At 52.0% G+C, this 883-nt stretch carries 1 protein-coding gene; it reads right to left on the bottom strand.

All coding sequences use genetic code 11. From position 1 onward, the window contains the following. Positions 1–883 (bottom strand): IS30 family transposase (locus ACYVHB_RS32875; protein ID WP_461056328.1); only part of this gene is annotated, 883 nt, incomplete at both ends.

The following is an 883-nucleotide window of genomic DNA, read 5'->3' as shown; positions in this document are numbered from 1 at the left end:
ACATTTGCAGTGCATAAAGCTCATTCTTGACGAACTCAGCCGGACTTAGATAGCCCAAACTTTTGCGGGGTCGATCATTTAATTGGGTCTCGATCCAAGATACGTCCGTAGGACGGACTATACTAATCGGACAGGATTTGGGGATGTACTGGCGGAGTAGACCGTTCGTATTTTCATTCAGACCACGCTCCCAACTGTGGTAAGGATGAGCAAAATAAGTAGCGGCTTCAAAGGGTTGGGCAATGCGCTCATGGTAGGCAAATTCCAGCCCGTTGTCGAAGGTGATCGTCTTGACGGGTAACCCACTTCGACGCAACGCTTTGGTGGCGGCTCCACTCAGGGCACGGGCTTGTTTAGAAGCTAACTTGACGATCAGCACGTACTTGGTACGTCGCTCCACTAAAGTTAACAGGGCACCATCATGGCCCTTGCCAATGACGGTGTCGGCTTCCCAATGGCCTAGTTCAGTATTGGTCTCGACCACTGGGGGGCGCAGGTCAATACTGACCCGATTGGGAATAAGTTGCCGTTTAAGGGGTTTGCCCCGCTTCTTGTACCGCCTACGATGACGAATACGAAGGTATTGGATAAGCGGCTCATGGTCAACGGGTTGTTGGTCAGTCAAAGCGGCATGTCGATAGATGTAGCGATAGATCGTTTCGTGATGCAGCACCTCTTTAGTCGATGTCCGTTGGAGTTCACCACCAATTTGCTCTGGCGAGAGACGGTCTGGTAGTCGGCCAATGACGGTAGCCAAGAGTGACCCTTTCAGTTTGTAGGGCGTCCGTTTGTTGGCCACCCCCGCCCGTTGTTGAGCCTGTTGAGCATTATAGGGTTGTTTAGGCTGCTGGTGGTTTTTGGCCAGTTCACGGCTGATGGTAGC

This window comes from Spirosoma arcticum (assembly GCF_054779955.1).
The sequence above is the reverse complement of the archived record's forward strand: the minus strand, read 5'-3'. Positions and strand labels throughout refer to the sequence as shown.